At 73.0% G+C, this 22,788-nt stretch carries 25 protein-coding genes; 13 read left to right on the top strand and 12 right to left on the bottom strand.

The window, feature by feature from the left end:
- Nucleotides 1–44: 44 nt before the first annotated feature.
- Nucleotides 45–944 carry an SDR family oxidoreductase gene (locus IFT72_RS07210; RefSeq protein ID WP_192046028.1) on the bottom strand — a complete coding sequence of 300 codons (900 nt, stop codon included), beginning with the start codon at nt 942–944 and terminating at the stop codon, nt 45–47.
- 167 nt (nt 945–1,111) lie between these two features.
- On the opposite strand from IFT72_RS07210, the gene IFT72_RS07205 reads away from it, so the two are divergent.
- The 3 genes from IFT72_RS07205 to IFT72_RS07195 all read left to right on the top strand — a co-directional run bounded on the left by IFT72_RS07205 (nt 1,112) and on the right by IFT72_RS07195 (nt 2,424).
- The gene (locus IFT72_RS07205) at nt 1,112–1,510 is read left to right on the top strand and encodes a DUF6578 domain-containing protein (protein WP_192046027.1); all 399 of its coding nucleotides are present in this window, start codon (nt 1,112–1,114) and stop codon (nt 1,508–1,510) included.
- A 63-nt stretch (nt 1,511–1,573) separates the two neighbouring features.
- Entirely contained in the window at nt 1,574–1,855 is a 282-nt protein-coding gene (locus IFT72_RS07200; RefSeq protein WP_192046026.1) for a hypothetical protein, read from the top strand.
- Nucleotides 1,852–2,424, top strand: a complete 573-nt coding sequence (locus tag IFT72_RS07195; protein WP_192046025.1) for a MarR family transcriptional regulator — start codon at nt 1,852–1,854, stop codon at nt 2,422–2,424. The genes IFT72_RS07200 and IFT72_RS07195 overlap by 4 nt, the downstream gene beginning before the upstream one ends.
- A gap of 100 nt (nt 2,425–2,524) precedes the next feature.
- Here the strand turns inward: IFT72_RS07195 and IFT72_RS07190 are convergent, their stop codons facing one another.
- The 3 genes from IFT72_RS07190 to IFT72_RS07180 all read right to left on the bottom strand — a co-directional run bounded on the left by IFT72_RS07190 (nt 2,525) and on the right by IFT72_RS07180 (nt 8,695).
- Nucleotides 2,525–3,847 carry a M1 family metallopeptidase gene (locus IFT72_RS07190; RefSeq protein ID WP_371741211.1) on the bottom strand — a complete coding sequence of 441 codons (1,323 nt, stop codon included), beginning with the start codon at nt 3,845–3,847 and terminating at the stop codon, nt 2,525–2,527.
- Nucleotides 3,844–7,914 (bottom strand): Pls/PosA family non-ribosomal peptide synthetase, encoded by a 4,071-nt coding sequence (locus IFT72_RS07185; RefSeq protein WP_192046024.1) that lies wholly within the window; start codon nt 7,912–7,914, stop codon nt 3,844–3,846. The genes IFT72_RS07190 and IFT72_RS07185 overlap by 4 nt, the downstream gene beginning before the upstream one ends.
- Before the next feature lie 79 nt (nt 7,915–7,993).
- Nucleotides 7,994–8,695 (bottom strand): 4'-phosphopantetheinyl transferase superfamily protein, encoded by a 702-nt coding sequence (locus IFT72_RS07180; protein WP_192046023.1) that lies wholly within the window; start codon nt 8,693–8,695, stop codon nt 7,994–7,996.
- Nucleotides 8,696–8,810: 115 nt separating this feature from the next.
- Between IFT72_RS07180 and IFT72_RS07175 the strand changes: the two genes are divergently transcribed.
- From IFT72_RS07175 to IFT72_RS07160, 4 genes are all read left to right on the top strand, one after another.
- The gene (locus IFT72_RS07175; protein WP_192046022.1) at nt 8,811–9,116 is read left to right on the top strand and encodes a cupin domain-containing protein; all 306 of its coding nucleotides are present in this window, start codon (nt 8,811–8,813) and stop codon (nt 9,114–9,116) included.
- A 51-nt stretch (nt 9,117–9,167) separates the two neighbouring features.
- Nucleotides 9,168–9,725, top strand: a complete 558-nt coding sequence (locus IFT72_RS07170; protein WP_192046021.1) for a GNAT family N-acetyltransferase — start codon at nt 9,168–9,170, stop codon at nt 9,723–9,725.
- A gap of 45 nt (nt 9,726–9,770) precedes the next feature.
- Nucleotides 9,771–10,241 (top strand): GNAT family N-acetyltransferase, encoded by a 471-nt coding sequence (locus tag IFT72_RS07165; protein WP_192046020.1) that lies wholly within the window; start codon nt 9,771–9,773, stop codon nt 10,239–10,241.
- A gap of 229 nt (nt 10,242–10,470) precedes the next feature.
- Nucleotides 10,471–10,944: a uracil-DNA glycosylase family protein gene (locus tag IFT72_RS07160; protein ID WP_206758285.1), complete on the top strand. Its 474-nt coding sequence runs from the start codon at nt 10,471–10,473 to the stop codon at nt 10,942–10,944.
- Here IFT72_RS07160 and IFT72_RS07155 read toward each other — a convergent pair whose 3' ends face one another.
- Nucleotides 10,945–11,871 carry a LysR family transcriptional regulator gene (locus tag IFT72_RS07155; protein WP_197981309.1) on the bottom strand — a complete coding sequence of 309 codons (927 nt, stop codon included), beginning with the start codon at nt 11,869–11,871 and terminating at the stop codon, nt 10,945–10,947.
- Nucleotides 11,872–11,922: 51 nt separating this feature from the next.
- On the opposite strand from IFT72_RS07155, the gene IFT72_RS07150 reads away from it, so the two are divergent.
- Nucleotides 11,923–13,071: a TDT family transporter gene (locus IFT72_RS07150; protein ID WP_192046017.1), complete on the top strand. Its 1,149-nt coding sequence runs from the start codon at nt 11,923–11,925 to the stop codon at nt 13,069–13,071.
- Nucleotides 13,072–13,103: 32 nt separating this feature from the next.
- Here IFT72_RS07150 and IFT72_RS07145 read toward each other — a convergent pair whose 3' ends face one another.
- Complete coding sequence (locus IFT72_RS07145; protein WP_054145818.1) at nt 13,104–13,547, bottom strand: hypothetical protein; 444 nt, start codon at nt 13,545–13,547, stop codon at nt 13,104–13,106.
- A gap of 344 nt (nt 13,548–13,891) precedes the next feature.
- Here IFT72_RS07145 and IFT72_RS07140 point away from each other — a divergent pair, with 344 nt between their 5' ends.
- Nucleotides 13,892–14,557 (top strand): SDR family oxidoreductase, encoded by a 666-nt coding sequence (locus IFT72_RS07140; protein ID WP_192046016.1) that lies wholly within the window; start codon nt 13,892–13,894, stop codon nt 14,555–14,557.
- A 236-nt stretch (nt 14,558–14,793) separates the two neighbouring features.
- Here IFT72_RS07140 and IFT72_RS07135 read toward each other — a convergent pair whose 3' ends face one another.
- Nucleotides 14,794–15,480 carry a hypothetical protein gene (locus tag IFT72_RS07135; protein WP_192046015.1) on the bottom strand — a complete coding sequence of 229 codons (687 nt, stop codon included), beginning with the start codon at nt 15,478–15,480 and terminating at the stop codon, nt 14,794–14,796.
- Between the two features lie 164 nt (nt 15,481–15,644).
- Here IFT72_RS07135 and IFT72_RS07130 point away from each other — a divergent pair, with 164 nt between their 5' ends.
- Complete coding sequence (locus IFT72_RS07130) at nt 15,645–16,445, top strand: nucleotidyltransferase domain-containing protein (RefSeq protein WP_192046014.1); 801 nt, start codon at nt 15,645–15,647, stop codon at nt 16,443–16,445.
- A 9-nt stretch (nt 16,446–16,454) separates the two neighbouring features.
- On the opposite strand, the gene IFT72_RS16365 is transcribed toward IFT72_RS07130, so the two are convergent.
- Together IFT72_RS16365 and IFT72_RS07120 are read right to left on the bottom strand one after the other, a co-directional pair.
- A complete protein-coding gene (locus tag IFT72_RS16365) occupies nt 16,455–16,943 on the bottom strand; it encodes a VanZ family protein (protein WP_192046013.1) in 489 nt (162 codons plus the stop codon).
- A 145-nt stretch (nt 16,944–17,088) separates the two neighbouring features.
- A complete protein-coding gene (locus IFT72_RS07120; RefSeq protein WP_192046012.1) occupies nt 17,089–17,832 on the bottom strand; it encodes a hypothetical protein in 744 nt (247 codons plus the stop codon).
- Between the two features lie 125 nt (nt 17,833–17,957).
- Between IFT72_RS07120 and IFT72_RS07115 the strand changes: the two genes are divergently transcribed.
- Complete coding sequence (locus IFT72_RS07115; RefSeq protein WP_192046011.1) at nt 17,958–18,464, top strand: hypothetical protein; 507 nt, start codon at nt 17,958–17,960, stop codon at nt 18,462–18,464.
- A 52-nt stretch (nt 18,465–18,516) separates the two neighbouring features.
- Here IFT72_RS07115 and IFT72_RS07110 read toward each other — a convergent pair whose 3' ends face one another.
- From IFT72_RS07110 to IFT72_RS07100, 3 genes are all read right to left on the bottom strand, one after another.
- A complete protein-coding gene (locus IFT72_RS07110; RefSeq protein WP_192046010.1) occupies nt 18,517–18,654 on the bottom strand; it encodes a hypothetical protein in 138 nt (45 codons plus the stop codon).
- A 95-nt stretch (nt 18,655–18,749) separates the two neighbouring features.
- Nucleotides 18,750–19,082 carry a hypothetical protein gene (locus IFT72_RS07105; RefSeq protein WP_192046009.1) on the bottom strand — a complete coding sequence of 111 codons (333 nt, stop codon included), beginning with the start codon at nt 19,080–19,082 and terminating at the stop codon, nt 18,750–18,752.
- 94 nt (nt 19,083–19,176) lie between these two features.
- A complete protein-coding gene (locus tag IFT72_RS07100) occupies nt 19,177–20,373 on the bottom strand; it encodes a glycosyltransferase (RefSeq protein ID WP_192046008.1) in 1,197 nt (398 codons plus the stop codon).
- Between the two features lie 63 nt (nt 20,374–20,436).
- On the opposite strand from IFT72_RS07100, the gene IFT72_RS07095 reads away from it, so the two are divergent.
- The gene (locus tag IFT72_RS07095; protein ID WP_371741210.1) at nt 20,437–21,333 is read left to right on the top strand and encodes a UbiA family prenyltransferase; all 897 of its coding nucleotides are present in this window, start codon (nt 20,437–20,439) and stop codon (nt 21,331–21,333) included.
- Nucleotides 21,330–22,763 (top strand): FAD-dependent oxidoreductase, encoded by a 1,434-nt coding sequence (locus IFT72_RS07090; RefSeq protein ID WP_192046007.1) that lies wholly within the window; start codon nt 21,330–21,332, stop codon nt 22,761–22,763. The genes IFT72_RS07095 and IFT72_RS07090 overlap by 4 nt, the downstream gene beginning before the upstream one ends.
- The last annotated feature ends 25 nt before the right edge of the window (nt 22,764–22,788 follow it).

Here is a 22,788-nt window from a genome sequence, read left to right as displayed (position 1 = left end):
CGACCCCGCGAGGGGCCGGGCGCCGTCGTCTGCGTCCGCAGCCCCTACGGCGTGACCATCCCGCCGTTGACGTTCAGCGTCTCGCCCGCGACGAAGCTCGACTCGGCGCTGGTGAGGAACACGTACGCCGGAGCCTGCTCGGCCGGCTGCGCGGCCCGCCCCATCGGCGACTCGCTCGAGCCGAACTCGGGCAGCGTCTCGGGGTCGACGCCGCGCGTGACCTGCAGGGCCGTCCAGGTGGGCCCGGGCGCCACGACGTTGACGCGGATGCCGCGCGTGATGAGCTGCTGCGCGAGCCCCTTCGAGAAGTTGTTGATCGCACCCTTCGTGGTCGCGTAGTCGAGGCGGTCGGGCGCGGGCACGTACGCCTCGAGCGACGCCGTGTTGACGATGGTCGAGCCGGGCGCGAGGTGCGGCAGGGCGGCCTTGACGATGAAGAACGGCGCGAAGACGTTCGTGCGGAAGGTCTCCTCGAACTGCTCGTCGCTGATCTCCTCGATCGCCGGCTGCCAGACCTGCTTGCCGGCGACGTTGACGATCGCGTCGAGCCCGCCCATGCCCTCGACGGCGCGCGCCACGAGCTCCCGGCAGAAGGAGGCGCTGGTCAGGTCTCCGGGGACGGCCACGGCCTTCCGGCCCGCCGCCTCCACCTGCTCCACGACGTGGCGGGCGTCCTCCTCCTCCTCGGGCAGGTACGACAGGGTCACGTCGGCGCCCTCCCGCGCGAAGGCGATCGCGACCGCGGCGCCGATGCCGGAGTCGGCCCCGGTGATGAGGGCCTTCCGCCCCGTGAGGCGGCCGGTGCCGCGGTAGGTCGCCTCGCCGAGGTCGGGCACCGGGGTCATCGCCGACTGCAGGCCGGGCTCCGGCTGCTGCTGCACCTCGGGGCTGATCACGGGGTAGCGGTGGCGGGGGTCGTCGAACGTGTACTGGTCGCTGGTCATGCCTCCGTCGTACGCCCCGTACCTGCCGGGACGCCGTGCCGTACCCCTCCGCACCACGTGCTCGACGGGGCTGTCAAGGGGGCACCACGGGGCGTCGAGGGCGGCGAGGGTGGAGGCGACGGGGCGGGCACGACGAGGCAGGCCGGGGCGACGGCGAGGAGGCGCGGGTGGCGACGAGCGTGACGGTGTGGGTCGACGCGTGGCAGCTGGTGCAGGGGCACGACGTCTTCCGGGTCGCCGACGTGGTGAGCTGGCCCGTCACGGTGCCCGCCCCCGGCGCCGACCGGCTGGCCGGGCTGCACGCCCCTGCCGACCCCGACCTGCTCGTCGAGCACTACGGCGCTACGCACCGGGTCAGCACGGTCACGGGCACCGTCGCGGCGATCGGACGGGCGTCGGCGCCCGTCGCCGTCGTGCTGCAGCGCCCCGGGGGACGGGCGTCGGCACCCGCCGCGTGGAACGTCACCTCGGTGCTGGGCACCGCCGACTGGGACGACCGGGGGCGTGCCGCGTGGTTCTGCGGCTACCTCGTGACGCTGGTCGACGCCGAGCTCGACGGCGCCTGACGGCCGCCCACTGCCCCGTCGGGGGATTCCGTTGGTGCCCCAACGATCTGTACACTCGACGTCATGGCCCGATCACCCCGAGCACCCCGCGACCGCGACCCCCACGCGCACGGCAGTCGCTTCGGCGACCTCGTCGAGGCGATGAACGCCCGGCTGCGCCCCTACATCGGCGGCGCGCAGCTCGGCCTCAAGAACGAGGCGCCCCCGGTGGCGCCGGCGCACGGCGGGGCCTGCCCGCTCTGCGGCGCGCCCATGGACGAGCACGTCGTCGACCGCTCCGGCCCCCGCACGATGGTGCACTGCCCCGGCACCCCCCGAGCCGCCCGGGCCGGCGCGGGCTCGTGAGCGCCCCCGGCACCAGCGCCCCCGGCACCCTCACCGTCGACAACGCCGGCGTCGACAACGCCGCCGTCGACCCGCTCGCCCTCGAGAGCCAGATCTGCTTCGCCCTCTCGGTCGCGTCCCGCAGCGTCGTCGCCGCCTACCGCCCCGTGCTCGAGCCCCTCGGCCTCACGCACCCGCAGTACCTCGTCATGCTCGCCCTCTGGGAGCACCGGGGGAGGCGCGGTGAGGGCCCGGGGGGCACGCCCGGCCCGGACGACCGCCCGCTGTCCATCCGCGACCTCGCGCGCCTCCTCCGGCTCGACCCCGGAACCCTATCCCCGCTGGTGAAGCGGCTGGAGGCGCAGGGCCTGCTCACGAGGCGCCGTCACGTCGACGACGAGCGCACGCTGGCCATCGAGCTGACCGGGCCGGGGCAGGCGCTCCGGGGCGAGGCCGAGGCGATCCCGGGCCGCATGATGCGTCGCCTGGGCGTGACGCGCGACGAGCTGGTCGTGCTGCACCGCACGATGACGAGGCTGATCGCCGCGGCCGAGGGCGACCCGCTCGACGACGGAGGCTCCGCGGGCTGAGCCGACCCGCGCCTCCTACGGGCGCTGCCCCGCCCGGACCCCGAGCCCCCCTAAGGCCGGCCCGGGAAGCCGAGCCCCGGGACGCCGAGCCCCGCGACGCTCAGCCCCCGGCGCCCCGCCGCGGCAGCGTCGGCAGCGCCGTCTGGTCGAGCCATGCCGCGAACAGCAGCGCCAGCGAGTCGTCGGTCGTGTCGGTGACCTCGTCGCAGAGCTCGACGAAGTCGTCGGTGCTGACGACGCCGTGGCGGTGGCGGGCCGTCCACTCGCGCAGCACGGTGAAGAAGGCGTCGTCGCCGATCGTGAGCCGCAGCGCGTGGAGCGTGAGGGCTCCGCGCTTGTAGACGCGGTCGTCGAACATCGCGTCGGGCCCGGGGTCGCCCACGACGATGTCGTGCGGCGGCAGGGCGAGCCGCAGCCGCGTGCGCTGGGCGTGCGCGTGCGCGGTGGTGCCGCCGTCGTGCTCCGACCAGAGCCACTCGGCGTAGCAGGCGAAGCCCTCGTTGAGCCAGATGTCGCGCCAGTCGGCGAGGCCGACGCTGTTGCCGAACCACTGGTGCGCGAGCTCGTGCGCGATGAGCCGCTCGGTGCCCGACTTCCCGTCGACGTGGTTGGCGCCGAAGACCGCGGCCCCCTGCGCCTCCAACGGGATCTCCAGCTCGTCGGCCGTGACGACGACGGTGTACCCGGGGAAGGGGTAGGGGCCGAAGGCGTCGACGAAGCAGCCCACCATGCGGTCGAGGGGCGCGAAGTCGTGCGCGGCGCGGTCGTGCAGCTCGGGCGGGGCGACGATCAGGCCGGCGACCGGGGCGGCCTCGGTGCCGAGGGCGACGGGGACGGTCTCGTAGCGGCCGATCTGCACGGTCGCGAGGTAGGTCGAGGTCGGCTCGGGCTGCACGTACGTCCAGGTGACCTTGCCGGCGGTGGTGCGGCGGTCGGTCAGCTCGCCGTTGCAGACGACGGTGTAGCCGTGCTCGGCCGAGACGCTGATGCGGTAGCTCGCCTTGTCGGCCGGGCGGTCGTTGCACGGGAACCAGGTCGGCGCGCCCGTCGGCTGGGCGGCCACGATGACGCCGTCGTCGAGCTCCTCCCAGCCGAGCTCGCCCCAGGGGCTCTGCCGGGGCGCCGGCGTGCCCGAGTAGTCCACCCGCACGACCAGCCGGGCCCCCGCCTCCACCGGCTCGGGCAGGGTGACCGTGAGCTTGCCGGCCGTGTGGCGCGAGCGGGCGCGGGCCCCGTCGACCCTGACCTTCTCGACGCGGAGGCCGACGAGGTCGAGCTGCAGGCTCCGGAGGCGCGTGGCCGCCACCGCGGTCACGGTCGCCGTGCCGTCGAGCCGGTTGGTGGCCACGCGGTAGGCCAGCTCGAGGTCGTACGACTCGGCCGACCAGGTCTCGTCGCCGCTGCCGGGGGCGTACGAGGTCACGAGGTGACGGCGTGGTAGTCGGCGAACGTGACCTCGCGCCACGGGCCGATCGGGTTGCCGCTCCAGCGGCTGCCGGCGGGCACGCCCTCGCCGCGCATCACGAGCGAGGCGGGGCCGACGGTCGCGTGCTCGCCGAGCACGGCGGCGGGCAGCACGACGCCGTGCGGCCCGAGGGTCGCCCCGGCGCGGAGCGTGACGGAGTCCATGGACATGATTCGATCATGGAACAGGTGGGTCTGCACGACGCAGCCCCGGTTGACGGTGCTGCCGTCGCCGAGCGTGACGAGGTCGGGCTCGGGCAGCCAGTAGCTCTCGGTCCAGACGCCGCGGCCGATCCGGGCGCCGAGGCTGCGCAGCCACCAGACCAGGGCGGGCGTGCCGCTCGCGGCGCGGGCGAACCACGGCGCGGCGCACATCTCGACGAACACGTCGGCGGTCTCGCTCCGCCAGACGAACGACGACCAGAGCGGCTGCTCGGAGGCGCGCACCCGGCCGATCAGCAGCCACTTCGCGGCGGTGCTCACGGCCGCGGCGACGGCCCCCGCGGCGAGCAGCAGGACGGCGCTGAGCAGGGAGGCGGCGAGCAGGCCGAGCGCGTCGGTCACCGCCCACAGGCCGAAGACGAGGCCGAGGCCGATCAGCACGGTGACGACGACGGGCACGACCCGGCTGAGCTCCCAGGCGACGCGGGCGGCGCGCAGCCGGGCCGGCGGGCGGAAGGTGCGCGACTCGTCGGCGACCGCGACCGTGCGTCGCAGCCGGACGGGCGGCGAGCCGAGCCACGACGAGCCGGCCTTCGACGAGCGCGGGGCCGCCGAGAGCACCGCGACGAGGCCGTCCTTCGGGACCTTGTGACCGGGGCCGGCCATGCCCGAGTTCCCGAGGAAGGCCCGGCGGCCGATCTCGGCCCGGGCGACCCGCAGCCAGCCGCCACCGAGCTCGTACGAGGCGACGAGGGTGTCGTCGGCGAGGAAGGCCCCGTCGCGGATCGTCGTCATGCACGGCAGCAGCAGCACGGTCGAGGCCTCGACGTCGCGGCCGACGCGGGCCCCGAGGAGGCGGAGCCAGACCGGGGTCGCGAGGCTCGAGTACAGCGGGAAGAGGTAGGTGCGGGCGAGGTCGAGCAGGCGCTCGGTGCTCCAGATCTGCCAGCCGACGCGGCTGCGCACGGCCCAGGTGCCCTCGCGGACGCCGAGGGCGAGCAGCCGGACGGCCCCGACGACGACGAGCGCCGCGACGACGCCGGCCAGCAGGGTGCCGGGCACCGCCCCCGCGACGGCCCGCCACCAGGCCTCGCCGAGCGTGGCCGAGCCCCGCACGCCCGCGGCGACGACGGCGCCGCCGGCGGAGAGCGAGGCGACCGGCAGCAGGCTGATCAGCAGCGACGAGACGCCGTAGGCCCACAGCCACCGTCGGGCACGGTCGGGCCGCTCGTCCGGCCACCAGGTGCGCGCCTTGCCGACCCGGGCGGCGGGGGAGCCCGACCAGGCCTGGCCCGCCGGCACGCGACCGAAGACGGCGGAGCCCGGCGCGACCGTGGCGTGCTTGCCGATGCGGGTGCCGGGCAACAGGGTGCTGCGCATGCCGACGGTGCTGCCCGCCCCGATCCGGACGGCGCCGAGGCGCAGCACGTCGCCGTCGACCCACCAGCCCGACAGGTCGACCTCGGGCTCGATCGACGCGCCCCGGCCGACGCGCAGCATGCCCGTCACGGGCGGCAGCGTGTGCAGGTCGACGTCGGGGGCGATGCGCGCGCCGAGGGCGCGGGCGTAGTAGCTGATCCACGGCGCGCCGGCGAGGCCGGTCGCCGCGGTCTGCAGCTGCACCTGCTCGGCGAGCCACAGCCGCAGGTGGACGCCGCCGCCGCGCGGGTGGTCGCCCGCGGCGACCCCGGACAGCAGGAGTCGCGCCGCGGCCACCGAGATCGCCATCCGCCCCGGCGGCGTCACGAACACGACGATCCCCACGACGAGCAGCCAGGCGTCGACCCGCGGCAGCACGTCGAAGCCGCCCGCTGCTCGCAGGACGGTGGAGGCGGTGAGCGCGATCGTCAGCCAGCGGAGGCCGGCGAGAAGGTGCAGCGGCAGGCCGAGCAGCGTCTGCAGCCACTGGGTGCGGGCGGGGACGGGCAGCGACCGGTGGTGCTCGGTGCGGGAGGGCCCTGCCGGGTCTCCCGCGACTCCGGCCCGTCGCTGGGCGAGGTCGTCGGCCATCGCGCCGAGGCGCGGGTGCGAGTAGACGTCGGCGACGGTGTACTCGGGGTCGCGCTCGCGGATGCGCGCCACCAGCTGGGCCGCGGCGAGCGAGCCGCCGCCGAGGTCGAAGAACTCGGCGGCGGCGTCGCCGACCGGGAGGCCCAGGACGGCCTGCCAGTCGGCCGCCAGCTCGGCCTCGTCGGGCCCGAGGGCGCCCGTGCCCGTGCCGCTGCCCGTGCCCGCCGAGCCGTCGTCGGGGGCCTGGTCGGCGAGGGGCCAGGGGAGGGCGTCGCGGTCGATCTTGCCGGAGGTCTTGGTGGGGAGGTCGCCGTCGACGACGGTGAGGAGGGGGACGAGGGCGGCGGGCAGAGCCTCGCGGAGGCGGGCGAGGGCCGCGGCGCGGTCGAGCGTCGGGGCGGGTGCGGCGGCTGTGCCTGCGCCGGTGCCCGTGCCAGCGCCGCCGTGCAGGGCGAGGTAGCCGACGATGACCCGGTTGCCGGCCGACGTCTCGCGGACGGCGGCGGCGGCGCCCGCGACGCCGGGCAGCGCCTGGAGCGCCGACTCGATCTCGCCGAGCTCGATGCGCCGCCCGCCGACCTTGACCTGGTCGTCGGCCCGGCCACGGAAGACGAGCCCCTCCCGGTCGAGCACGACGAGGTCGCCGCTGCGGTAGGCCCGTGACCAGCCGAGCTGCGGGTGCGGGGCGTACTTCTCGGCGTCCTTGGCGGGGTCGAGGTACCGGGCGAGGCCGACGCCGCCGATGATGAGCTCGCCGACCTCGCCCTCGGCGACCGGGTCGCCCGTGGGGTCGACGACGGCGACGTCCCAGCCGAGCAGGGGCAGGCCGATGCGGACGGTCTCGCCCGGCACGACGAGGGCGCCGGTCGCGACGACCGTCGACTCGGTCGGGCCGTAGGTGTTCCAGACCTCGCGGCCGTCGCCGCAGACGCGGTCGATCAACTCGGGCGGGAAGGCCTCGCCGCCGAAGATGAGCAGGCGCACCGACTCGAGCGCCTCGGCCGGCCAGAGGGCGGCGAGCGTCGGCACGGTCGAGACGACGGTGATGCCGTGGGTGACGAGCCAGGGGCCGAGGTCGGCGCCGGTGCGCACGAGGCTGCGCGGGGCGGGCACGAGGCAGGCGCCGCTCCGCCAGGCCAGCCACATCTCCTCGCAGGAGGCGTCGAAGGCGACCGAGAGGCCCGCGAGCACGCGGTCGCCGGGCCCGAGCGGGCCCAGCGGGTCGTCGGCGAGGAAGAGCTCGGCCTCGGCGTCGGCGAACGCGGCGGCCGCGCGGTGGCTCGCCGCGACTCCCTTCGGGGTGCCGGTCGACCCTGAGGTGAAGATGACCCAGGCGTCGTCGGCGGGCTCGGGGCGCGGCGGCCGGGCCGGGGCGCCGGGCCCGCGGCGGTCGGCGGTGCTGGCGTGCGGGGCCCGCGCGCCGAAGAGCGGCACGCCCTGGGTCTCGTCCTGCCCCGCGGTGCGGAACACCCCACCGGCGCCGACGACGCCCGCGACCTGCGCCTCGCCGAAGACGAGCTCGGCGCGCTCCTCCGGGTCGTCGGCGTCGACCGGCACGTAGGCGGCGCCCGCGGTCAGCACGGCCAGGATGGCGACGTAGAGCCGTCGGTCGCCCGAGGGCATGCGCACGCCGACCCGGTCGCCGCGGCCGACGCCGGCGGCGGCGAGGGCGCTCGCGGCGACGGCGACCTGAGCCGACAGCTCGCGGTAGCTGAGGGCGCCGCGCTCGTCCTCGAGGGCGGAGGCCTCGGGGTGGGCGGCGGTGGTCGCCTCGAGCACGTCGACTAGGGTGCGCGGGGCGGCGGCGCGGCCGGAGCGGAGGAAGGGGTCGAGGGGCGTGCCGGCGTCGGGCATGGGGTCTCCGCGGGTCGGGCGCGCGGCGGGCGCGCGGGGGAGGCCTCGGCGTCGAGGGTCTCGCAGGGTCGGTCGGAACCTAGGTCGACGCGGTGACCGGCAGGTGAACGCGGAGCGACGAGCCGTGCAGGGCGGGCCCCGCGAGGGCCGCGAGGAGGCGCGGGTCGGCCCCGGTGCCGGGGGCCGTGCCGGCGGTTACGGCGAGGTCGAGGTCGAGCCCCTCGGCCTCGCCGGACCACCGCGCCCGTGACGGGTCGCCCACGTCGACCGCGGCGGGGTCTCGGGTCAGGCCCTCCCCGGTGGACTTGAGCACCGCCTCCGCCCGGACCCAGCGGTGCAGGTCGTCGTGCGGGGTGGCGCTCGTCACCTGTTCGACGTCGACGCCGACGGGGAGGCCGCGGCGCAGCGCCAGCAGGGCGGTGTCGCCGGAGCGGCTGAGGCTGACGTGCAGGTCGTCGCCGTCGACGACGACGGGGCGCCCGTGCGGCCCGCCGCAGCGCCGACAGGGCTCGCGTCGCCAGGTCACGTCGGCCGGGTGACGGTCGAGCGCGAGGCCCACGAGGAGGCGCGTGGCGACGTGCGAGAGCAGCCAGCGGTGCCGGTCGGTCGCGTCGTGCAGCCGGGCAGCCCGGGCCCGCTCGTCGGCGTCGAGCCACACGGCCGCGGACGAGCCGGCGGGCAGCGTCAGCCCGTGCGCCCGGGCGACCCCCGCTGCCGTGTCGTCGAGGCGCAGCAGCCAGACGTCGACGCCGTGGTGGGCTGCGGGGACGGACGTGGGCACGTCGTCATGATCGCAGGCTGGCGGGGCGCTCTTGGCGGTGTGCGGTGAGCGGTGGTTCAAGGGGACGTGACAGGCTGCGGCGATGACTGACTCACCTGTTGCTCGAACGACTCTGATGGATCAGAAGCTCGCCGCCGTGGCCAGCGTCTCTCACGTGGAAGTCCGCCGAATCTCGATCGCGCCCGCCACGACCGGCGGTGCCCACACGCACAACGGACCTGTTTTCGGAACGATCGAGAGCGGCTCCGTCACTGTCCAGATCGGCGCGGGCCAGGAGATCGTCTTGAGAGCTGGTGACGTCTTCTACGAGCCCGCTGGGGTCGTGGTCTCGAAGTTCGACACCGCCGCTGAACCCGTGGTGTTCCTCGGCTACTTCTTGCTCGACGACGGGGCAGTTCCTGAGATCGAGTTCACCTCCTAGGACTGTTCGTCAGAGGGCGGTGCGCGAGCGACTGTGCCAGGCTTCCCGCTGATGACGATCACGAGCTCCCCCTGGGGTCACCCCGAGCCCCGCCGGTCGCAACTCCATCTCGACGTCGTGCCGGAGAGCATCCTCCACGCGCTGGCAGCAGGCGAGTCAGCCTCGCTCCCTCTTCGCCACGTGTCGCCCTATGTCGCAGGGCCCGAGTGCGTCGGCCTGTGGCGCATGAGGAGCGAGCAGATCCGTAGGACCCCCACGGATCTGCCGTGGATCACACGCCTGATGATCGACCCGCAGGTCACGGCGCCGGTGGGTCTGGCCGGCTTCCACGGTGCCCCGGACGAGGCGGGCATGGTGGAGATCGGGTATCGCGTGGATCCTGCGCTGCGCCGTCGGGGCTATGCGAGGCGATCCTTGGAGACGTTGCTCGCTGTCGCTCAGCGCCACCCGGACGTGAGCACGGTCCGCGCCACGGTCAGTCCCGACAACGTGGCTTCACGAGCTCTCGTCACTAGCTACGGGTTCGTGGAGACTGGCGAGCAATGGGATGAGGAAGACGGGCTAGAGACCATCTACGAAGTCTCGGCGTCAGCAGCGCCGTCGTCGTGAGCGGTGCCCGAGAAGGTATCGTGCTCCGGTCGCTAGCGTGAACGCATGACGGTCACGCTGATCACCTTGTCGTCCGATGACTGGAGAGTCTGGCGCTCCTTGAGGCTTGCGGCGCTGGCCGAGGCCCCGGAGGCTTTTGGCTCTAGGTTGGCTGATTGGGTCGATGCTGATGAGGGTCGTTGGCGCGAGCGCCTCTCCATCCCAGGGGCGATGGACCTGGCAGCCCTCGATTCGGGAACGGGCAGTCCGATCGGCATGGTGACCGGAACGCCGTCAGCACGGCCCGGTGCTGGCGCAGAACTCATCTCCCTGTGGGTGGATCCCGCAGCTCGGGGAAGAGGAGTGGCGACCTTGCTCATCGATGGCGTGGCGACGTGGGCCGCAGCCGCGGGGGCACCGCGCCTCGAGTTGTCGGTCATGGCCCAGAACGAGTCCGCCCGGCGCATCTACGAGAGGAACGGATTCGCCGTCGCAGCCGCTTCCGGAGATGAGCTCACGATGACACGTGCTCTCTGACGTCGGCGGTCGGCCGGCACGCCCGCTCCCTGTCCGACGGGGGATCGCCCACCGGATCACGTGCTGTGGTGCGAACGCGCTCGGCGAGGACGCCGTCCTGGTCGTTCCGCGTCGTCGGTGCGCGCGGGAACGGTCCTCGACGTCGTAGCGTCTAGGGATGCAGCAGCCCAGGGGCCTCCATCAGCTCGTCTCGGAATGGCGGAGCTCCGGACCAGACAGTGCGCGCTTCGTGCCGGGCTTCGACCCATCAGGTGGAGGAGCAGCGGCGAAGGTCCTCGTGCTGATGGAATCACCCGGTCCTGCCACGATCAGGCAGGGCGAGGACGCGATCAGCAGTGAGGACAACCCGGGGCCGACGGCGTCTGCGTTCCGGCGAGCACGGATCGAGTCCGGTCTGGGCAGGAACGTCTACCTGCGATGGAACATCGTCCCGTGGGCCCTTGGTCGGGCGCCGACCGTCACCGATCTCGACGACGCACGCCCTGCCCTCGCTCAGCTGCTCGATTCCCTTCCGCAGCTGCGGGCGATCGTGACCTTCGGCACTCCGGCCCTGACGGGCGTGATGAGGTACTTCACCCTGGAACCACGTGCGAGGGTCGTGCCCGTGCTCGCGGCACCCCATCTGTCGCCGGCGAACGCCACCCGCTCCGGCGAGAAGCACCTGCGGGCCGTCACAGCCCTCCGGCACGCTTCGCTCCTCTGATCATCTCGGCGAGGAGTCGTGGCTGTGCTGCAACGCGGCGATCACGGCCAGGAGGTCCTGCGCACCGGCGCCCAGACCGGCCGACCACACGGCGCGAAACGGGCGTCTCAGGTCGACGGCTGCCGGGACGGTGACGAGGCGCCCGGCGCGGAGGTCGTCCTCGACCAGCAACGAGCTGATGACTCCCGGGCCCACACCGCCGGCGATGGCCGCCCGGATGGCGCCCGTCGACGACAACTGCGCAGCGGGTTCTGCCATCAGGGCAGGGTCGATCCCCAGCGCGAGCTCGAGGGTCCGGCGGGTGCCCGAGCCCGCCTCCCGAGAGACGAGCGGTGTGGATGCGAGATCCGCTGCCGTCACGGGTCCGGACCTCGATGCCCATGCGTGCCTGGGCGAGACGACGATGAGCAGTTCGTCGACACCCAGGACGGTCGTGGCGAGCCCGTCGGCCTCATCAGGGGTCTCCGTGAACCCGAGGTGCGCGCGCCCCGAACGGACCTCGTCGACGACCCAGTCGCTGTTGCCCGATTCCAGGCGCACCCGGACACGATCAGCTGCCGCTGTCATCCAGCGGGGCATCAGCGCCTCTGACACCGTCTGACTCGCCGCGACGAGGAGAGCGTCGGAGGCGCCGGTCATCAGGGTGTGCAGCGATCGTTCGAAGGTGGTCGCCGCCTCGAGCAGGGGTCGGCCCCACTCGCACACCAGGAGTCCGTGCTCGGTCAGCGCCGAGCCCGCCCGAGAGCGGACGAGCAACGTGCGACCCAGCCGCCGCTCGGCGCCCGTGATGCGAGACGACGCCGCCTGCTGGCTGATGCCCACCGATGTCGCGGCACGGCCCAGACTGCCCGATCTCGAGATCGCCTCCAGCAGTCGGAGCGTCTCGAGGTCAACAGGGAGTCCGGTCACAAGGATCGATTGTGACACCACAAGCATCCGTCCGTATCGGTAGCCGGACGCACGCACGAAGATCGATGCATGCCTGCCACGATCACACCGGATGTCGCCCCACCCCGCACGCGCGGTCTGTTCCGCCAGCTCGAGCACCGCGGGCAGATCGTGTCGAACCTGACCCCGAACTGGTTCGCGTCGATCATGGGGACGGGCATCGTCGCCAACGCCGCGGCGACCCTGCCGTTGCAGTTCCCGGGGCTGCGCCCCGCCGCGACCATCGTCTGGGCACTGGCCAGCGTGTTGTTGGTCGCTCTCAGCACGGCGACCGTCATGCACTGGGTGCGTTACCGAGCCACCGCGCGGGGGCATCGACTCAATCCGGTGATGGCGCACTTCTACGGGGCACCGCCCATGGCGCTGCTGACCGTCGGCGCGGGCACCCTGCTCTTGGGCAAGGACGTCCTCGGTACGCCCCTGGCGGTCGGCATCGACTGGGTGTTGTGGACCATCGGCACGGTGCTCGGCCTCGTGAGCGCGATCGCGGTCCCGTACCTGACGTTCACACGACACGACACGGCCCCCGACAGTGCGTTCGGCGGCTGGCTCATGCCCGTGGTTCCCCCGATGGTGTCTGCCTCGACCGGTGCGCTGCTGCTGCCCTTCCTGCCCGCGGGGCAGGCGAGGCAGAACATGCTCTGGGGGTGCTACGCGATGTTCGGCTTGTCGTTGCTGGCGTCGATCGTGATCATCACGCTGATCTGGTCACGCCTGGCCCAGCACAAGATCGGCCCGGCCGGCATGGTCCCGACCCTCTGGATCGTCCTCGGCCCCCTGGGGCAGTCGATCACCGCAGCCAACCTGCTCGGTGGCAACGCCCACCTCGCCGTCGACCAGGGAACCTCGCACGCCCTGTTCGTCTTCGGGCTCGTCTACGGTGTGCCCACTCTCGGGTTCGCCCTGATGTGGGCGGCACTGGCATCGGCCATCACCCTCCGCACCATCCGCCAGGGGCTCCCGTTCTCACTCACCTGGTGGTCGTTCACCTTCCCCGTCGGCACCTGCGTGACAGGCCTGAACGGCCTGGCCCTGCACACGGGACTCGTCGCGCTGCAGGTACTGGCGGTCGTGTTCTACGTCGGGCTCGTCGGGGCCTGGATCACGGTCGCCGTGCGCACCTTCCACGGCAGCGTCATACGCGGAACGCTCCTCGCGCCTCCCCGTCCCCTGCCCTGACCGCGGACGACGAGGGTGCGTGGGGGAGTGGCTCAGATCGAACAGGCGTCGTTCCAGTCACGGCGATAGGCCTCGGGGTCACTGACGTCGACGATGGCCGAGGCGGCGCCCTTGGGCTCGTCACGCGACCGGTAGCTCTCGAACGCCACCGCACTGCGGTCGTTGCTCGCCGGATCACGCACCCCGGAGGCTTCGACCCACAGAGTCCAGTTCCACCGCGTCCGGACGCCAGGCTGCAACGCGCCTTCGCCGACGACCAACAGCACGTCCGTGCCGGCGGGTGAAGACTCGAAGTCTGCGCCCGTGAATGATCGGACCGACGACGTGAGGCCTCTCGCGCTGATCTCCCGAGCTAACTGACTGCCCATGTCCGAGAGATGCTCGCCAGCATCGCCATCCACAGCCACGATGCCTCCACCGGACGGAAGCTGACTCAGCATCTCGGAAACCAAGTCATGGATGACGGTGTTGCTCATGATGCTTTCTCCTGCTCACTCGTTCGTCGAAACGGAAAAGGGAGTCGGCGGCCGCCGACTGATGCGGCTGCACGAAGCGGTCGCGAACCTGATGCAACCACGAGCATGCGCCGACGTTCAGCCCTGTAGAAGCGCGTGCTTGGAGCGCCCGATAGACGATCGTTCACCGAGATCAGTTTCGGACTGACCCATCGGGACAGCTGGCGCCCCGTAGCTGCGGGAAGGTGGCTGGCCTCCACCGTTGATCGGTGACCGATCATCTGTAGGACACGCCTACGCGAGTCGAGGGTCCTATCCAGACTGGCTTTTGCTCAACGAATCGACCGCTGCCCTAGGGTCGGGGCATGCCTCTTGCGCTCATCACCGGAGCCGCGCGTTCGAACAGCATCGCTGCGGGCATCGTCCCTCGGCTCGAAGCCGATGGGTGGGAGGTCGTCACCAGCGACCTCGAGACGGGTGACTACCCCTGCGACCTCTCGAGCCCGACCGCCCCGACCGCTCTGATCGAGCAGATCACGGGCGAGCGCGGATCGATCGGCGGACTCGTTCTCAGCCATGCGCACGGCGTCGAATCCGGCGTGCTGGACACCACCGCGGAGGCCTTTGACCAGCACGTCGCGGTCAACGCCCGCGCATCGCTGCTCCTGATCGCCGCGTTCGCCCGTCAGGTCGACGCCGACGGTGGAGCTGTCGTCGCGTTCACGAGCGACCACACCACCGGCAACCTGGCCTACGGCGCCTCCAAGGGCGCTCTCGACCGCATCGTCATCTCTGCCGCCCGCGAGCTCGGCCCGAAGGGCATCTCTGCGAACGTCGTGAACCCAGGACCGATCGACACGGGATGGATGGATGACGAGGCACGGGACGCGATGACGACGTACAACCCATCGGGACGGCCAGGGACACCCCGCGATATCGCTGGCATCACTGCGTTCCTGCTGTCGGAGGAAGGACGTTGGATCAGCGGGCAGCTCCTACGTGCCGACGGCGGTTTCTCCGCGCAGTTCTGAATGGTGGCCACACACTAGGGGCGTCTCTTCAGCCGATCGTTCACCTGCGTGTTGACCGAGACCGTGCGGTGGCCGCGGCCCGTCGCTCAGCCGGTGTCCTTGCTCGGGACGGGACCGAGCCCGAGGGCCCGGTGCCTCTCGGCGGCTACGTCTTGGCGGCCCGACACGCGGGCAGGTGCGCCGAGCTCGACGCAGCCGAGTGATGACGTGCCGGGAGGGGATCGCTGTCCAGGCCGTCAGGTCGCGGATCGATTGATCGTGTCGCCGTCCCAGGAGAGGTCGGAGTCCTCGTCGACGGGGAAGGCCTCGAAGCGGCCGTCGGTGACGATCGCGTGGATGAGCGCCGGTGAGCCGGCGACGATCGTGGAGTCCCAGTCGATCTCGGTGGCGAGCACCCAGGCGTGGTCCTCGGGCCAGAGCAGCTGGGGTGACTCGTCCGTCCGGAAGCCGATGTCGACGCCCCAGCCTGGCTCGGCGAGTTCCGTGGTGCCGGTCCGGGTGAGCACGTAGTCGTATCGATCGATCGTCGCAGAGCGGCCGATGAGGTCCTGGCCGCTGCCGCCGACCCAGTACGCCGCGAGGGCGTCGTCGGGTGTCGTGGTCGCGTCGCCGAGCAGTGGTGCGAGGGCAGCGAGCACCTGGGGGTCGAGGTGCCCGACGTCGCTCGTTCCTCCACGGGGCTCGTCGTGGTCGAGGAGTCGCTCCCACTGCACGAGGGGGTGCATGACCTTCACGGCTGTGGCCGCGACATCGGCCCAGCGTCGGTGTTCCCAGGCGCCGCTGCCGGTGGGGCGGGGATGCAGGATGCGCGCGTAGGCCTCGAAGTCGTACCCGGCGATCGAGCCGACCCGTGCCCAGCCGCCCTGCCGGTACATCCGTCGCCCCAGCCAGGCCGCGCGTTCCACATCGTCGGTGATCTCCATGATCGTGACCCTGCCATGCAGGGGAGGCCGTGACGAGGAGGAAGAGGACGCTTGCACTGAGTTGCTGCGGGGGAAGAATCGAACAGCCATCCCGCTGAGGGATCGACGGGGCTGACCCGGTGTCTCGCCTGGGGCGTGTCCAAGTGGCTGGGTAGGGTCTGGACATGCGCGTACTCCCGGAGGACCCCGATCCGTCGGTCGTGGCACAGATCGACAGTCGTCTGGCGGGCGTCGCGGCTGACCACGACGTCCGTGTGCCCTGGGCGATCGAGAGCGGCAGTCGAGCGTGGGGTTTCCCGTCGCCGGACAGCGACTACGACTGCCGGTTCATCTACGTTCGCGCGCCGGAGGCCTACCTGTCGCTGTGGCCGTGGCGAGACGTCATCGAGACTCCCCTCGACAGCGTCCTCGACGTGAACGGGTGGGACCTCGCCAAAGCCGTTCGCCTCCTCGTCAAGGGCAACGCCGTCGTGATCGAGTGGCTGCGCTCGCCCATCGTCTACACGGGCGACGAGTCCTTCCGGGACGAGCTCCTCGCCCGCGCCGACGACGTCGTCGAGCGGGCGGCCGTCGGGCGGCACTACCTCCACGTCGCTCACAAACAGCAGGCGGGCAAGCCCACCCTCAAGCGCTTCTTCTACGTCCTCCGGACGACGACTGCGTTGCGGTGGCTGCACGTCCACCCGAACGAGACCGTTCCCCCGATGGACCTGCCGACGCTGCTCGCCGAGGCCGAGGTGTCGAACGACGTCCGTCTCGCGGCTGACACGCTGATCGCCACGAAGGCTCGAACCCGGGAGATGGGCACGCAGGCTCCGCCACCGCAGCTCGCGCGGTTCGTCGAGGTGGAGCTGCAGCGTGCCAGCCACTTCGAGACGGATCCCGCCGTGAAGCACCCCGATGAGGTCAGGGCCACGACCGACGCCTACTTCCGGCGGGCCGTCGCCTCGAGCTCCGCCCGCTAGCCGATCGGCCTACGGTGCTGCTGTGGCTCGACGGCCGAGGCTCAGCGCAGCGAAGGCGATGAGTCCGCCGAGGACGGCGCCGATGGTGTTCGTGATCCAGTCGCCGGTGTCGCAGGCGCGTCCGAGGGCCGGGACGATCGCCTGGACGAGCTCGATGAGTGCTGACGTGGCAGTGCCGCCCATGACGGCCAGGACGGGGCGCCGGACGAGCAGGCCCGCAAGCAGGACCGGGGGGATGAACAGCAGCACGTTCGCCACCGTCTCGACGGCTCGGAGCCCGAAGTAGGGAAGCCCGACGGTGCAGGTCACGTCTCGGTCGACCCCGCCCTCCGGGTAGAGGGTCAGGCCGGCGAGGATCACGAGGGAGGCGATGAAGAGAGCCCGGAGCAGTCGCGGCCGCGGCACGATCGCGGCCGCGATGAACGGGCCGGTCAGGACTGCGAGGAGCAGGACGGCGACGGGGAGCCACGGCACCTGCACCAGGAGAGTTGAGAGCACTGACTCACCGTAGTGACCCAGGAGCTGCACGATCGGGGCTCGTCGCCCTGGTCCAGGATGTCCCTCGTCTCGTAGCCACGTCGCAGGCTCTGGGCGCCGAGCTGCCGGATTCGTTCGGCCGCGCCGAGCAGCAGTCAGGACGCCGTCACGCGGTCGCCTCGCCGCCCGGGCCGTTGATGGTGTCCCCGTCCCAGGAGAGGTCGTCGTCGGGGCCGACGTCGAACGCCTCGAAGCGGCCGTCGAGAACGATGCTGTCGACGAGAGCCCGAGTGCCGCCGACGATCGTCGAGTCCCAGTCGATCTCGGTCGCCAGGACCCAGGCGTGGTCGTCGGGCCACAGCAGCTGGAGGGACGGAGACCTGACGTGGGAGAACCACCCGAGTCCGAGGGAGAACCCCCAGTCGGGGTCGGCGAGCTCGTCGAGGCTCGTGCTGGTCAGGACGTACTCGCGTCCCGGCAGGTCGAGCTGTCTCCGGCTGGTGAGCTCGATCCCTCCGTGCCCGGTCCAGAAGCCGGCGACGACGTCGTCCGGCGTGCTCGTCGCACTGGCGAGGAGGGGGACGAGCGCCGCGAGGACGACGGGGTCCAGGGAACCGAGGGACGTCCCCGGTGCGTTCGGGTCCTGGTCGTCGAGGAGGCGGCCCCACTGGACGAGGGAGTGCATGGTCCGCCCGGAGGCGGCTGCGACGTCGGACCAGCGCCGAGCCGTCCAGTCGTCGGACGGCGGCACGCCCCACGCCCGACGGTCGTCGACGTGCCCGCTCTCCCGGGGGTGGAGGATCCGGACGTAGGCGTCGGCACCGTGCCCCGCGACGGAGCCCACGCTCGTCCGGCCGTGCACTCGTCCGGCGAGCCAGTCGCCACGCTCCATGTCATCGATCACGTCCACGGGAGCAGCGTGGCACGGCGCACCGGCGTCCTGCACCACCGTTCGCCCGGCAGGGGGGTCCTGGACGGCTGGAGATCCTCCTCGGGGCGGACGACCCGCGGGCGGGCCTCTCCTACGGTGACGGCATGAGCCGTCCGGATCCTCCTGCCGTCGCCGCCTCGGTCGGAACAGGTCTCGTCGTGGCGTACGCCGTGGTGGGTGCCCTCCAGGTCCTCGTCTGGAACCCGCTCGCCGCGGTCCCGCGCCTGTCGCTGCCGGAGATCCACAGCGAGCTCGACCGCGTGGGCCAGTCGTTCTCACCCGCACCGGTGATCGCCTGGGCTGTGCTCGGCGTGGGCGCCGCGGTCGTCGTGGCGGTGTCGACGATCCGCCGCTCGCGCCTCACCCTCAGTCAGGTCGTCCTGGCACAGGCGCTCGTCCTGGTCGGGGGAGCGCCGTCGCTGCTTCTCGTCTCCTTCGCGCCGGGCATGCAGCTCGCCGACGGCTTCGGCATCAGCGGCTACGACCACTCACCGTGGGCTCGCCCGCTGTACCTGACGAGTCTGCTCGCGATGGTGGCAGCGATCGCCGCCGCGGGGCCCGCCGTCACGGCCAGCCGTGCTCGGCCGAGCGAGTGCGGGCGAGTTCTCTGAGCCTCCGCGCATGACCCTACGGCGGCGGATCGGCTGACCGACGTGAGGGGCCTCACCTCGTCGAGAAGGTGACCGAGCCGCCGTTGATCGAGGTGACCGTGAGGACGGCCTCGTCGCTCGTGTTCTCGACCCTGAGCCCGACGCTGAGGTAGCCGTCGAAGCGGTCCAGCACCTCCGCCGTCGCCACCACGCCCGGACGGTCATCGGAGCAGCGATCTTCACACCGTCATGGTCGCAGAGGTCGCAGCGAGAGCGTCCCGCCACACTGTCGAGGGAGGCGCGGTGTCAGAAGGGCAGGGGAGTCAGCAGCCAGAGGAGGAACAGGCACCCGCTGAGCACGAGTCCGACGGTGCCGAGCGTCAGGCCGACAGCGGCGGAGCGCGGCCGGAGGTCGCGGGGCGACGCCAGGTCGTCGCGCGCGACGACGATCGCGGCGACGCCGAGAGCGACCGACGCGACGGCCCAGAGGTCCAGGAGGATGCTCACCCAGGGCAGCAGCGGTGCGCCGATCAAGGCCGGGGCGTTGCCGGCGGCCACCACGAGCGGGCCGGAGACGCTCAGCCCGCCGAGCGTCAGTGCCCACGACCGTGGGGCCGGCGTTCGTCTCAGTGTCGTCACGACGACGTCTCCTCTCGGCAGCGGACCCGGGAGTCCGCCTGAACTCTCCCAGGGACGAGGAGGCGGCGATTCCTCCTGGCGGATGATGTTCGCGTCAGAGGGACTCGAGCACGTCGAGCGCCCGCTGCACGCCGTGCTCTCGACGCATGAGGCGGCCCACCTCGGCGGCCCGCCCGCGACGGGTCAGGGCGTCGCTCATCGCGGGCGCGAGGGCACCGGCCGTCAGGCGGCGCAGCGGGACGGCCGCGGCCGCCACCCCCTGTCGGTGCAGCTGGGCTGCCCAGAACGGCTGGTCGGCCGTGACCGGCACGACCACGGCGGGCACGCCGGCCCGCGCGACGGCGTGGGACGTGCCGGCCCCGCCGTGGTGCACTGCCAGCACGGCGTGGGGCAGCACGGCGTCGAAGGGCACCGACGGCACCGCCAGCACGTCGGGGCCGCGGTGCTCCGGCGGCAGCGCGAGCCCGCCCCACCCGGTGACGAGCAGCACCCGCAGGCCGTGGGAGCGGGCGGCCGCGACGACCGCCGCGCCGCGGGCCGAGGCGTCGCCCGTCGCCATGGAGCCGAACGAGGCGACGACGACGGGCCCGGCGGCCAGGAAGTCGGTGACGACCGGTCCGCACGACGCGGCCGGCGCCTCCTCGTGCCAGGCCCCCGTCTGGTGCACCTGCTCCGGCCAGTCGTCCGGCCGCGGGAGCAGCACCGGGCTCACGGCCATCAGCGTCGCGCGCGACGGGGAGCGCCAGGACGGGCGCCGCCCGCCCGGCAGCTCGGCGGCGGCGCGCGCCACGTCGCCGTCGAAGAGGCGGGCGGCGGCGCGCGGCACGGCGTAGGTGGACCGGTTGTGGGCGCCGAGGTCGCGGGTGGCGGTGGGTCCGCCGGCGGCGGGGAAGCGCGCGCTGGGGGTGGCCACCGGCGCGAACTCCACGAGCACGCGCGGCACGCCCAGCGCGTCCGCCACCATCGGCGCGGTCAGGACGAGCGGGTGGTGCACCACCACGTCGGGGTCGAACGCGACCGTCTCGCGCACCGCGGCCGCGAGCATGCGCCGCATCGCGGGCCGCACCTCGGCGAGGGCGTGACGCGCGAGGGCCCACGGGGCACGACCGGCGGGGGAGAGCACGCGCCGCGCGTCCAGGCCGAGGGGCACGGTGCCCACTCCCTCGGGCGCGCCCGCGTCGTCGGGCAGGGCCAGCCGGACGTCGTGGCCGCGACTCGTGGCGTGTCGGCCCAGCGCGACGAAGGGCTCGACGTCGCCCCGGGTGCCGGCGGTGAGCAGCATGATGCGCATCCGCCCAGTCTGGGCCCGCGAGCCGTGGGCCCGCAGCGCGGCGGGCGGCGTACGGTCGGTCTCGTGACTGACGGTGCTGAGCGGATGTCGCGCGTCGCGCCGTCGGAGAGGGCTGCGACCGTGCGCCGCCTCGTGCTGATCTCACGCCCGGTGCTGTGGATCAACACCGTCGGGTCGGGTCTCGTCGCCGTGTGGCTCACCGGTGCGCTCTTCGACCTGCGGGCGCTGCCGGTCATCCTGTGGCTCACCCTGCCGTTCAACCTGCTCATCTACGGCGTCAACGACATCTACGACCAGGACACCGACGCGGCCAATCCCCGCAAGGGCTCGATCGAGGGCGCCAAGATCGAGCAGTCCGAGGTGCGGCTCATCGCCTGGGCCGTCGCGGTCACGAACGTGCCCTTCCTCGTCTGGTTCGCCGTCACGCTGCCGCCGCTCGCGATCGCCGCGATCCTGCTCTACGTCGGCGTGTTCGTCTTCTACTCCGCACCGCCGCTGCGCTTCAAGGCGCGGCCCTTCCTCGACTCGCTGAGCAACGCGGCCTACGCGCTGCCGCTCGTCATCGTGCCCGCGGCCCTCTCGGTGACGCCGGTCTGGCCCGCCGCCCTCGGCCTGATGGCCTGGAGCGTGGCCAAGCACGCCTTCGACGCCGTCCAGGACATCGTGGAGGACCGCGACGCCGGCATCACCACGACCGCCGTGCGGCTCGGCGCCCGCGGGACGGCCCTGTGGAGCGGGGCCTGGTGGGTCGTCTCCACGGCGCTCTTCGCCGTGGTGAGCGTGCCGGTGGCTGCCCTGAACCTCCTGATCGCCGGCGTCCTCGTCGGGCGCCTGCTGCGCGACCCGTCGCCGGAGACCGGCCACCGCCTGTACCGACTGTCGGTCGCGTTCCCGTACATCGCGGGGTCGTTCGCCGGGGTGCTGCTGCTGGTCTCCATCGTGCTGGTGGGCCGGCCGTGAGCCGCGTGGTCGTCGTCGGCGGCGGGATCGGCGGGCTCACCGCCGCCGCGCTGCTCGCCCACGCGGGGCACCGCGTCACCCTGCTCGAGGCCTCGGCCGAGCTCGGCGGCAAGAGCCGTCGGATCCAGCTGGGGGAGGACCGCATCGACACCGGCCCGTCGCTGGTGACCTTCCCCGCCGTGTGGGACGAGCTGCTGCGGCGGCTCGGCGACGGCGGGCGCGCTCCCGACAGCGCTCGTGACGCCGGGCACCTCGACCTCGTGCGCATGCCTGAGGTGGGGCGCTACTACTACGACGGCGAGGAGACCTCGTTGCCGGTCGCGCCCGGGCACCCGTGGTACCCCGCTTGGCGACGCTTCTCCGACCTGCACGCGCCCCTCGCCGACGACGTGACCGAGCTGCTGCTCTCCGACCCGCTCGACCGCGCTGCCCTGCCGGCCCTGCGCCGGCTGCTGGCCGTCTACGGCTCGCGCCTCACCACCCGCGCCTACCTCGACGGCCTGCCGTGGCTGCCGGACGGGCTGCGCGAGATCATCGCGATCCACACCCTCAACGCGGGCGTCTCGCCCTCGCGCACCCCCGCCCTGTACGCGAGCATGCCGGCGATCATGGCCGAGACCGGGGCCTGGGTGCCGCGAGGCGGCGTCTACGAGGTCGTCCTGGCGCTGGGCCGGCTGGCGGAGGCGGCCGGGGTCGAGGTGCGCACCGGCGAGGCCGTCACCCGCATCGAGCGCGGATCCGTCACCACGGAGCTCGGGCACCACGCCGCCGACCTCGTCGTCAGTGCCCTGGACGCCGACCGGCTCGCGACGCTGACCGGCCCGTCCCGCCTGCCGACGCTGCCCCGTCTGCGCCCCCGTGCCCTCTCCTGCTCCGCCGTCGCGGTGTACGGCGTGCTGCGGGAGGAGCTGCCGGCGGACTTCCCGACGCACGGCGTGGTCCTGCCGACGAAGCCCGCGGCGCTCCACCGCAGCCTCGAGGCGGGCGACGAGCCCGCCGACACCATGGTCTTCGTCAACCAGTACCGCGCGGGTGAGGTCTACCCCAACCCGCGCAGCACCGTCGGCATCCTGCTCACCGCGCCCGCCGACGGCGGTCGCTACACGGCCGAGCACCCCTTCGTGCGGCGCGAGGTCGACCGGGTCTCCGCGGCGATGGGGCTCGACGGGCCCCTCACCGACCTCCTCGACGAGCAGCTGGTGCTCGATCCGCAGTACTACGGCGCAGGCGGCGAGCCGCACGGCGCGCTCTACGGAGCCGCGCGACCGCCGTGGCTGAGCGGTCCGTTCCACCGCCCGTCGTACAACGACCCGTGGCGGCCCTGGCTGTGGCGGGTCGGCGCGTCGGTGCACCCCGGCGGCGGCATCCCCGCCGTGGTGGGCGGAGCGATGATCGCGGTGACCCGGCTGCTGAGGTCGACCCCGGCCTGACCTGACCGCGAGTCGGTCGGCGGGG

The organism is Frigoribacterium sp. CFBP 8754 (assembly GCF_014841815.1).
Taxonomy (GTDB): domain Bacteria; phylum Actinomycetota; class Actinomycetes; order Actinomycetales; family Microbacteriaceae; genus Frigoribacterium; species Frigoribacterium endophyticum.
The sequence above is the reverse complement of the archived record's forward strand: the minus strand, read 5'-3'. Positions and strand labels throughout refer to the sequence as shown.

What these genes read in the sequence shown, in the direction of transcription:
- IFT72_RS07165 (WP_192046020.1), top strand. Translation starts at nt 9,771, where the DNA reads ATGACGGTCACGCTGATCACCTTGTCGTCCGATGACTGGAGAGTCTGG.
- IFT72_RS07145 (WP_054145818.1), bottom strand. Translation starts at nt 13,547, where the DNA reads ATGAGCAACACCGTCATCCATGACTTGGTTTCCGAGATGCTGAGTCAG.
- IFT72_RS07115 (WP_192046011.1), top strand. Translation starts at nt 17,958, where the DNA reads ATGAGCCGTCCGGATCCTCCTGCCGTCGCCGCCTCGGTCGGAACAGGT.
- IFT72_RS07185 (WP_192046024.1), bottom strand. Translation starts at nt 7,914, where the DNA reads ATGCCCGACGCCGGCACGCCCCTCGACCCCTTCCTCCGCTCCGGCCGC.
- IFT72_RS07100 (WP_192046008.1), bottom strand. Translation starts at nt 20,373, where the DNA reads ATGCGCATCATGCTGCTCACCGCCGGCACCCGGGGCGACGTCGAGCCC.
- IFT72_RS07175 (WP_192046022.1), top strand. Translation starts at nt 8,811, where the DNA reads ATGGATCAGAAGCTCGCCGCCGTGGCCAGCGTCTCTCACGTGGAAGTC.
- IFT72_RS07200 (WP_192046026.1), top strand. Translation starts at nt 1,574, where the DNA reads ATGGCCCGATCACCCCGAGCACCCCGCGACCGCGACCCCCACGCGCAC.
- IFT72_RS07140 (WP_192046016.1), top strand. Translation starts at nt 13,892, where the DNA reads ATGCCTCTTGCGCTCATCACCGGAGCCGCGCGTTCGAACAGCATCGCT.
- IFT72_RS07150 (WP_192046017.1), top strand. Translation starts at nt 11,923, where the DNA reads ATGCCTGCCACGATCACACCGGATGTCGCCCCACCCCGCACGCGCGGT.
- IFT72_RS07130 (WP_192046014.1), top strand. Translation starts at nt 15,645, where the DNA reads ATGCGCGTACTCCCGGAGGACCCCGATCCGTCGGTCGTGGCACAGATC.
- IFT72_RS07170 (WP_192046021.1), top strand. Translation starts at nt 9,168, where the DNA reads ATGACGATCACGAGCTCCCCCTGGGGTCACCCCGAGCCCCGCCGGTCG.
- IFT72_RS07210 (WP_192046028.1), bottom strand. Translation starts at nt 944, where the DNA reads ATGACCAGCGACCAGTACACGTTCGACGACCCCCGCCACCGCTACCCC.
- IFT72_RS07135 (WP_192046015.1), bottom strand. Translation starts at nt 15,480, where the DNA reads ATGGAGATCACCGACGATGTGGAACGCGCGGCCTGGCTGGGGCGACGG.